The organism is Vibrio ouci (assembly GCF_004551525.1).
GTDB lineage: Bacteria > Pseudomonadota > Gammaproteobacteria > Enterobacterales > Vibrionaceae > Vibrio > Vibrio ouci.
In genome coordinates this window covers 1-9,857 of sequence record NZ_SATR01000071.1, presented here as the reverse complement: position 1 = coordinate 9,857, position 9,857 = coordinate 1, and the positions used below count along the sequence as shown (strand labels likewise).

Annotated in this window: 7 protein-coding genes; 4 read left to right on the top strand and 3 right to left on the bottom strand. The window is 43.3% G+C overall.

The features are described 5' to 3' along the window. Positions 1 to 48: 48 nt before the first annotated feature. Positions 49 to 357: a hypothetical protein gene (locus tag ELS82_RS22460; protein WP_208733252.1), complete on the bottom strand. Its 309-nt coding sequence runs from the start codon at positions 355 to 357 to the stop codon at positions 49 to 51. 362 nt (positions 358 to 719) lie between these two features. Here ELS82_RS22460 and ELS82_RS22455 point away from each other — a divergent pair, with 362 nt between their 5' ends. Then, complete coding sequence (locus ELS82_RS22455; protein WP_053440382.1) at positions 720 to 1,388, top strand: Bax inhibitor-1 family protein; 669 nt, start codon at positions 720 to 722, stop codon at positions 1,386 to 1,388. A gap of 127 nt (positions 1,389 to 1,515) precedes the next feature. Continuing rightward, positions 1,516 to 1,845 (top strand): TusE/DsrC/DsvC family sulfur relay protein, encoded by a 330-nt coding sequence (locus ELS82_RS22450; RefSeq protein ID WP_134837432.1) that lies wholly within the window; start codon positions 1,516 to 1,518, stop codon positions 1,843 to 1,845. A 27-nt stretch (positions 1,846 to 1,872) separates the two neighbouring features. Here ELS82_RS22450 and yccX read toward each other — a convergent pair whose 3' ends face one another. Next, positions 1,873 to 2,145, bottom strand: coding sequence for an acylphosphatase (gene yccX / locus ELS82_RS22445; RefSeq protein WP_134837431.1), 273 nt, complete (start codon positions 2,143 to 2,145; stop codon positions 1,873 to 1,875). A 96-nt stretch (positions 2,146 to 2,241) separates the two neighbouring features. Here yccX and ELS82_RS22440 point away from each other — a divergent pair, with 96 nt between their 5' ends. Beyond that, positions 2,242 to 3,645 (top strand): methyl-accepting chemotaxis protein, encoded by a 1,404-nt coding sequence (locus ELS82_RS22440; protein WP_134837430.1) that lies wholly within the window; start codon positions 2,242 to 2,244, stop codon positions 3,643 to 3,645. Positions 3,646 to 3,741: 96 nt separating this feature from the next. Next, on the top strand, positions 3,742 to 4,935 hold the full coding sequence (locus tag ELS82_RS22435) for a class I SAM-dependent methyltransferase (protein ID WP_134837429.1): 1,194 nt from the start codon (positions 3,742 to 3,744) through the stop codon (positions 4,933 to 4,935). A 70-nt stretch (positions 4,936 to 5,005) separates the two neighbouring features. Here ELS82_RS22435 and ELS82_RS22430 read toward each other — a convergent pair. Next, a partial coding sequence (locus tag ELS82_RS22430; RefSeq protein ID WP_134837428.1) for an Ig-like domain-containing protein occupies positions 5,006 to 9,857 on the bottom strand: 4,852 nt, incomplete at its 5' end.

Here is a 9,857-nt window from a genome sequence, read left to right as displayed (position 1 = left end):
ATAATATCAATTAAATCATGCTTTTGGTTGATGGATGAACGCGTATCTTCAACAACGGAAAGGTGTTCTATGAGGCTCAAAGTCGATATCAATTTGTGGATTTGAGCCTATTAGATCATAGTTGTTAACAAAGTGCGATCCCGCCCTGAAATCTTGAGCAGAGCGAATCTGCATTTCTGTGAGTTTGATATCTTGGTCAACCTCTACACCATAGTGCTCAAGCCAATATGAATGAATTAGGTTCCCTTGAACAAATTTGCAGTTCCCTGCAATATCATCAGGCACTTCCTTGATATCTAATAGGTTGTTTGCGAGTTCAGTAAACTCCGTATTGCCTATATAACCATTTACATCCATTTATTTATAACCTTATGTAGCAGACGCCCACTAAGCAGAAAAAGGACGTCCAATGAAGCAGTGGGCATTGCTTTTGACAAACCTAAGTTATTGTGGCTAAAATACTTATGCCGACTCAAACCCAAAATGCCGAACGTTGCTAATCCTCTTTAATTTTCTTTCACTAAATCGTCATCTCAGTAGTTTTGAATGGTGCAATAAAAAATCAACGAGACAACGAAATAAAAGGTTACATATTTCAAAATACATAAGTTTTTATTTCTATTATTATTTTATTTACTACAACGTTAATTGGGGCTTGATTTTTTGGCCATTCAACCTCATAAATGTAGTTATAAACATAAAACCTTACGAGGAAGATCATGAACAGCCCTATGTTTACTCGTTCTACAAGTGCTCCTAATACACTTGAGATCAACAAAACACTTAAGAACACTTACTTCTTGCTATCAATGACGTTAGTAACAAGTGCAGTAGCGGCAATGGCAACAATGGCAATTGGTATTTCACCAATGATGGCTCTTGTTATGCAAATTGCAGCTATCGGTATTCTTTTCTTTGCACTACCAAAAAGCATTAACTCATCAATGGGGATTGTATGGACTTTCGTGTTCACAACTCTAATGGGTGGTGCTCTAGGTCCAATGCTAACTTACTACGCATCAATCGCTAACGGACCATCTATCATCGCTCAAGCTCTTGGTTTGACAGGTATGGTGTTCTTAGGCCTATCGGCTTACACAATTAGCAGCAAGAAAGACTTCTCTTTCATGCGTAACTTCCTGATTGCAGGTCTAATCATCGTTATCGTTGCTGCAATCATCAACATCTTTGTTGGTTCTACAATCGGTCAATTAGCAATCAGCAGCATGTCTGCACTTGTGTTCTCTGGCTTTATTCTATACGACACAAGCCGCATTGTACGTGGTGAAGAAACAAACTACGTAAGCGCAACTATCTCTATGTACCTAAACATCCTTAACCTGTTCACGAGCTTGTTAAGCATTCTAGGTATTATGAACGACGACTAATCGTTCATTAGATTGATACCTAAAAGCCCGGCAGATAACCCTGCCGGGCTTTTTCGTACTTGCGATATTGTTTAATCACGGTATGCTGCGCTACCCTATTGAATATCTATGTTATTAGGATCGTAAGATGTTTGAGTACAACGGTAAACAAATCGAAACTGACGCACAGGGCTATCTATTGGATCATACCCAATGGGAAGAAGGAATGATTGCTATCCTAGCCGAGCAAGAAGGTATTGAATTGACTGATGCACACTTAGAAGTCGTCCATTTTGTTCGCGATTTCTATGTTGAATTTAATACATCGCCAGCAGTCAGAATGTTGGTGAAAGCGATGGAAAAGGCGCACGGGCCAGAAAAAGGCAACAGTAAGTACCTGTTCAAGCTATTCAAGCAAGGCCCTGCAAAACAGGCGACCAAGCTCGCTGGCCTGCCAAAACCGGCTAAATGCCTATAGTGCTAAAGACGATTCTGTAGTTTCCCACTACAGAATCTTAAACCCTTTAAACGGTTTGAATGGAATCAGCTCTCTTACAACACTCTCCACTCTTGATGTCTTAGGGCCGTGCTTAAGCCACAGTGCCATTGCCTCAATTTGCTCCGGCAAACCGCACACCACAACCTCAACATCGCCATTGTATAAGTTCTTAGCATAACCAGTAACGCCTAGCCTTTGGCCTTCATAAGATGTTGAATATCTAAAGCCAACACCTTGAACAAGCCCCGATACCGTGAACCTCTCACAACTTTCTTGCATTCTAAGTACCTCTATTCATTGCTCAGTGATATATTTAGACGGTTTTAATTATCACCCATAATGGACATATGGGTTTTCTCACTGGATATAATAATTATGAAAGAAATACCATTTCGTTGGATTGACAAATATCTCATTCATCTCAAAATTCAAGAAAAGTTCTACCTTCTTTTCCTCCTTCCTTTGATTGCATTAGTCGTTCTTACACTCGTTTTGGATAACACAGCAGATCAAATGCTCAACCATCTCTATCAAGATGAGCTGGTTCTAATGCGCGATTTAATCGAAGCAGGTAACCTATCGCAAAGCCAAGTTGCTTCAATCATCAACAACTCAGAAACGATCACCTTCGGTTCAGGCCAAGGCTCTATTGCCATTAATGGCGGTGAGTTCAGTATCGCCGCAACGCATGACCAAAACCTTTGGTCTTCAATGTCAGCAACGCATATCACCATCGTACTTGTTACACTGTCTCTTATTGCGTTAGGTGTTTACTACATTATGACCTTCATTGGCGGCGCAATGTTTACCATGAACAAAGCATTGAGCACGCTAGCGAGCGGCGATTTAACTAGCCGTATGAATTTCTTCAAGGTACGAGACGAGTTTAGCGAAATTGCGATCACAATCGACCAAGTGGCCGAGCGTGAGCAAAACCTAGTTATTTCTATTCAAGAGTCAATCGCGTTAATGCAGCAAATCAGCTCTGATTTGAATCAATCGAACATTCAAAGTGCTGATGTTTCTGGAACGCAGCAAGAACACTTAAACTCGCTTGCAAGTGCTACTGAACAAATGGCTTCAACTATTCGTGAAGTTGCTAACCTTGCACATGACTCAAGTACCCAGACAGAAGATGCGCGCAGCGTTGCAACTCAAGGTCAGCAGAAAGTGGGTCATACACTTAACTCGATTTCGCAGCTCTCTAATGAGATTCGCTCTGCTTCAGAAGCGGTTGCAGAGCTTGATGCAAACGCCGCTCAAATTGATGAAGTCGTGACGACTATCAACGGTATTTCTGAGCAAACTAACCTACTCGCACTTAACGCAGCGATTGAGGCAGCGCGTGCCGGTGAACAAGGCCGTGGCTTTGCGGTTGTAGCAGATGAAGTTCGCGCTCTAGCTGGCCGCACGCAGCAAGCCACCGTTGAGATCCAAACCATGATTGAAGCGCTGCAACGCAATAGCCAGTCGTTGACTCAGTTAATGGAAACCACAGTAACCAACGCGTCTGAAGGTCAACAATTGATGTCTGAGGTTGATGTTGAGATTGGTTCTCTTGCTGAGAAAAACCAGTCTATCTCAGACAGTAGTATTCAAATTGCGACAGCAGCAGAAGAGCAAGGTGTCGTTGCTGATAACATTGCCGCAAGCGTTGAAGAGATTCGCATCCAATCAGATAACGTCTGCAGCATGATTAATGCGACCAATGCCAACATCGAGCAATTGAGAAATCAAAGTGACCAAATGGAAGCCCTGCTTACCGGTCTAAAAGCTTAGCAATCTGAGCCGCCACTAGGCGGCTCTTTTATTTGCAATTCCAATACACATCCTAGAAAATACCCCTCCTTTAAAAACAACCTATTGAGTAACCCAATGACTCCAGCTATCTATCTAGTCAAAGGCCGAGACAAATCCCTTCGCCGTAAGCACCCTTGGGTGTTTTCTCGTGCCATTCACCGAGTAGAAGGTGAACCAAAACTTGGCGAAACTGTGGATGTTTTCTCACACGATGGAAAGTGGCTGGCAAAAGCGGCTTATTCACCTAACTCGCAGATCCGCGCACGTGTTTGGAGCTTCAATAAAGAAGAGATTAACAAATCGTTCTTCGTTAAACGTATCCAAGACGCTCAACTGCTACGTGAAGATATCATCGAGCGTGACGGACTGACGGGCTACCGCCTAATTGCTGCTGAATCTGATGGCTTACCTGGCATCACCATCGATAAGTTTCAAAACTACCTTGTTTGCCAACTTCTAAGTGCAGGCGCTGAGTTCAATAAACAAGTACTAGTTGAAGCCCTTCTAGAGGTATTCCCTGAGTGCAATATTTACGAGCGCTCAGACGTTGCAGTACGTAAAAAAGAAGGCCTAGAGCAAACTACCGGTGTTCTGCATGGAGAAGAGCCACCTAAGTCAGTGGTTATTGAAGAAAACGGCGTCAAGATTAGTGTTGATATCATCGGTGGCCACAAAACCGGCTTCTACCTTGACCAGCGTGACAGCCGTCTCCAGTCAATGAAGTACGTTAAAGACAAAGAGGTGCTTAACTGCTTCTCTTACACTGGTGGCTTTGGCCTTTACGCTTTGAAAGGCGGTGCTAAGCGCGTGATCAATGCGGATGTATCTCAACCAGCATTAGATACGGCTAAATACAACGCTGAGCTAAACGAGTTTGATATTTCGAAAAAGCGCGCTGTGTTCCTTAACGCTGATGTATTCAAACTACTTCGTGAATACCGCGACCAAGGCACTAAATTTGACGTCGTTGTTATGGACCCACCAAAGTTCGTATCAAGCAAGAACAACCTGACGTCAGGTGCAAATGGCTATAAGGATATCAACATGCTAGCGATGCAGATCCTAAAGCCTGGCGGAACACTACTGACCTACTCTTGCTCTGGCTTAATGAGTGCTGACCTATTCCAAAAGGTCATTGCAGACGCAGCCGTAGACTCTGGCCGCCAAGTGAAGTTTGTAGAGCGCTTTGAGCAGGCGGCAGATCACCCTACAGACAGCGCTTATCCAGAAGGTTTCTACCTGAAAGGTTTTGCTTGCAAGGTGTTGTAACTTAACCGAATAAACTTGTTTTCAAAGCTGAATAAGAAAAGAGCCGACCATTTGGTCGGCTCTTTGTATTTTAGTCTTTGATAATCAGGATGTCTTTTAGAACTTGATCTGTCAGATCTGACATACTCCAACCTTCTAGTTCAATTGTTACCTTATCAGTTCCTTTAGTAACAATGATCTCTGCATGGTGCTCAGCATCGCTTGATTCCGTTACTGAGATATGGTCTGCGATAATTTGATCCACGTCATTTGTATCTCCTTCAAACAAGTCTGATAGATCGATCTTATCGCCCTCATCCTTGTCAAAGTCTTTGATGATATCGACTGAGTCATCTAAATCGGCGTCTACCCATTTAAAGATATCGGCTCCATCATCACCTACAAGGATATCATTACCCGCTCCGCCAATAATCGTATCATTACCAGAGCCACCGCGAACAGCATCGTCACCTTCACCACCATCTAAGATATCGTGTCCAGTACCACCAAAGATAATATCTTGGCCACCTTCGCCATACACAACATCATTACCACCGCCTGCTTGTGCTACATCCAAGCCAGGGTTCGAAGCTCCGTTGTAGCCTTTCAGTCCAGAATCTTCATCGCCCAATGTATCAAACATGTTATCGTATGTGTTGGTAGCAAAGTCTATGAGAGCTTGATCATGAGCATTTGGATCTACATTTAAATCGACGCCTGGAGAATGCCCTTCACCAAGATATATAGTGTCACTACCACTACCCATGGTTACTGTGTCACTTGCAATTCCGACATCAATTACTGCACCGTTGATAGGATCATAATCCAAGAATCGCTTAGACTCGGATTCAAATATCGTAGCTGCAGATTTTGACCAATCGAGACCAAAGCCTTGGAGATAAACAACGTTATCAACACCTCCAGGCTCCTTTTCACCAACTGCAGTCGACGCATCAATAGTAACAGTACCCGTTGTCGGGCTTAATTGATCGTCAGAATCCACGGCCCAGTAATCGAAACTATCGTTAATAGCAACATCACCTACAGCTGTAACCTGTATGCCTGCAATATTAAATCCGCCGGTCACATTATCTTTAACAGTTAATCTAACCTCATCAAAAGTAGTAACTGGTACTACAGAAGTTGGTAGAATAACAGCCATCCCTGCATGATTATGGTCATCTTTATCGCTATCAGTAATTGTAAGCTCTACTTCACCGACAGGCTGCCCATTATCAAACAGGTGAGCAACGATCTTAGTTTTTTTAATTTGACCATTTAAGCTATCAAAATCGATCGTAAGAGATGACATATTGCCTTGGTCAGACTTAATAGAGATGTATTCTCCAAATTGAGTTTCTTTCCCCTTTCCTTGCTCATCACCAGTAGCTGTATAGTAGCCACCTTGTGCAGGGTTACCATCGTATTGGACTTGACCGTCGTTAACAAACTGGTGAGCCACTATACTACCGCCAGACAAAGTAATACCTTGGTGAGTCAAAGAGCCTTCCGAAATACTACTTGAGTTATTTCGGTCAATACCACTTTCAGCAACTGCATTTGCACGATCTACTACATAATACACTTCGGTATCATCAGGGAACTCAAGAGGTTCAACTCCATCGGCCGTCGGCTTAATCATCTCTTGAGTAATCTTAACGAAGCTGCCGCTTTCTGCATCTTTGTAATATAGATCGCCTTCGGTTGGCAGGCTTTCGAGCCTAACACTCGTCACCTTACTGTCATCTTGGTCATCTTCGTCATCAGTTGCCTTATCGGCAAACTCAACTCTTACAACACTGTGTTCAGATGACAACGGGAAGCTACCTGCGGTTGGCAAACCATCGTTGTTATTACCATCATTATCCAGAATAGTACCAGAAGCAGTAACACCTAGTTGACCATGATTGATAATTACATCTGAACTACCATCTGTAGGTGATACGAAAGGAACCTCCGAAAGTTTAATGTTAAAGCTTTCTGAGTTTTCGGCCCTACCATCGTCTACAGTATCAACATTTACTTTAAAGTCAGTCACTCTTGCTGGAAGCGTAAACGTCCCGTCAGTTTCATCAACCTCAATAGTCTTAAGCTGACCTTTATGTAGGTATGTTACTGTCACACCTTCATAAGGTTTTGCACTATCTAAAGCCAGATCCTCTAAGCTAGCATTTGCAGAGAATACGAACTCAACCTTCATATCAATCGATGCTTCAGAGACCTTAGATAGATTTGCAACAAATACTGCGCTATCACCTTCATCAACAGGAGTAGCATTGCTTAATGTCAACGTCGGGTTATCCGCATTATCGAGTTTGATAGAACCAACGCCTACAAGATCAGAGCTAGCCTCATCGATAGAAGAGTTGCTGCCTACTTCAGATTTGGTCGCAATAATGTGTAAACCGAACTTTTCAGTCCACTCAAACTTATCGTCCGGAACAGTTTGAACCGAAACACGCAGTTCAGTAACGCCCGCAGGGATTTCAACGTATCCATCAACTACAGTGGCAGTTTGGAAGTATCCATTTATATCTCGGTATTCATAGATTAAAGAATCAACATCAATATCATCTGTTTCGCTATCATAACCGATAGTGGTCGCTTCAAATTTTACATAATGCTTGTCCGATGTGGCTTCACTTAGTTCTACCTTGAATAGCGCTTGCTCTCCTTCATTAACGCGCGGCGCATCGTGTACTTTTATCGTAACGTCATTATCGATGATGGTACCTGTAGCAGTTTTACCATCAATGGTGACAGTGTAGGTTTCGTCACCTTCATGCGCACTGTCGTTAATCGTCGGAATTAAGATCGTAAAGTCTTTAACTCCAACCGGAACAACAACTTCATCTGTAGCTTGATCGTAAGTAACACCATTGGTAAAGACGACTTTGCTTAAATCAACATCATCACCATCAGCGGTGTCACCTTGTGCACCAGTAAGCGTGACTTTAAAGCGAGCTTCAGTCAGTGTACTTTCATCAAGCGCCACTTTATAAGCTAGGCTCTGCCCCTCATCAACCGATGAAGAAAGTAAAGAAATACCATCAACCGATGCAGTAGTTGGCTCAGGGTTAACAATTACTTTAACCGTTGCCTCATCAAAACCGCCGTTGTCATCAGTGATTTGATATTTAAACTCTGTCGTACCTACAAAGTCATCGTCTAAATCGAAGTAGACTTTGCCTTCTTTGATATAAGCTTCGCCGTGTTGCTCACCGTAGACATAAGTGATTCGAATTGAGTCATTGTCAGGATCTGAATCATTGGCTAGGAGCTCTGAAAGTGGCACTTCCAACACACCACCTTGATTCACCGCGTACGCACCTTCAGGGCTTGACGCAGCGAAGCCTGTTAGGAAGTAATCTGATGAATCAGAACCACGCGCAGGCACATCAACAAAATCTGTCGACTCAAAGACAATTGAATCAAACGCTTTACCATTTAGATCAACAGTATAAGAGCCTGTTGATTTACCGGTATTTGCTATAAATGTATCACTCGCAACTACAACGCCATCTAAGTAAGCAATCCATTTACCTTGCTCATGATTACCAGAGCCACCTTCGCCTTTAAACAGGTTTGAGACTTCAAAACTAAACTGAGTCGCCGGTTTTTCTAGCGTTATCTCTAGCTGCTCAGAAACGCCTTCATCACGATTAAATTGGATTTGCTCCTCAATCCCGCCATTTTCATGACCACCAACACCACGCTTAATACCTACTTCGGTGACGTCTTGAGCCACACCTTGGTAAGAAGCAGACATTGATGCACCATCACTTTGCCACGAACCTGCGTCATTCAATGAACCAAGACTAACACTGAAGCCTTCAGGGTCATTGACTGCTACAGGGTCTGCATTTTGATCCGCAATAGTGACCGTTGATTCTTCGCTAAAGTTACCATCACTATCTACAGCACGGTAATCAAATGCATCACTCAGTTCTGTTTCAAGGTAACGTAACTCCCAGTTACCCGGCCCGTCAGTAGTAAGCTCAACACGAGTGATTTCAGTACCATCAGGCAGTTCAAAGCCCGCAGATGGAATCGTCAGCTCATGGAACAGATCGTCATTGCCAGAAGGCCCTTTTTGATAAGTAAAGGTTTTACTACCACCTTCAAAGTAAACGGTAATTTCAACGCTTGATTCATTTGAATTGCCCAGACCTTTCTCAAAGTAACCACCAAGGCCATCTAGACCTAAGGTAATCGAATCCGCCGGACGCGTTGCAAAGTCAATAGAGAGGACTTCACCATCATTAATACCTTGCCCTGCACCAATACCAATGCCATGACCAACGTGCTTAGCTGTAGCATCGCCTCGGTACTGGGTTAAAGCGCCGCCATTTGAACTGATAATTACTTTATCGTTGCCGCCTAAATCTAGTTCGCGAGTTGTACTATTAACTTCAGTGCCCCAGTTGTAGAAATCTTCACGAGAAGCACTTTGATCGTCCTCTCCTAGAGGTTTTTCATCAGCACTACTGTGTAGACCTAATACAAAACCCTCTGAATCTGCATCCGGCTCGTATTCAATCAAGTCTGGATCAAACTTATCGTATTGAGTATCCCCTGCACCCGAGTACAACTGATCTTCAGTTATCTCAACTCCGTTGTAGTACAAGGTTCCATGATCAGGTAACTCGGTGATAACAACATGAACATCTTTATTAGCTGCGTCGTCTTCGTCATCGGAAATATGGTCCTTATCCGGATCAGTATGATCGAACACAATTTGTGTCTTACCAGTACTTGCTACCGAAGCGGTAAAGTCTTCCGACTCAGGTGGGTTGTCGCGCTCATCCGTAATGCTGCCATTGCCCGACGCAGACAGATCGAAACTCTCTCCACCCACAGTCGCCGCCGCTGTCGCATCCAGCTTGAACGTTTCTGTGCCTTCGAAAATCTTATCGTTCGCCGTGTCTACCGACACTTGAACA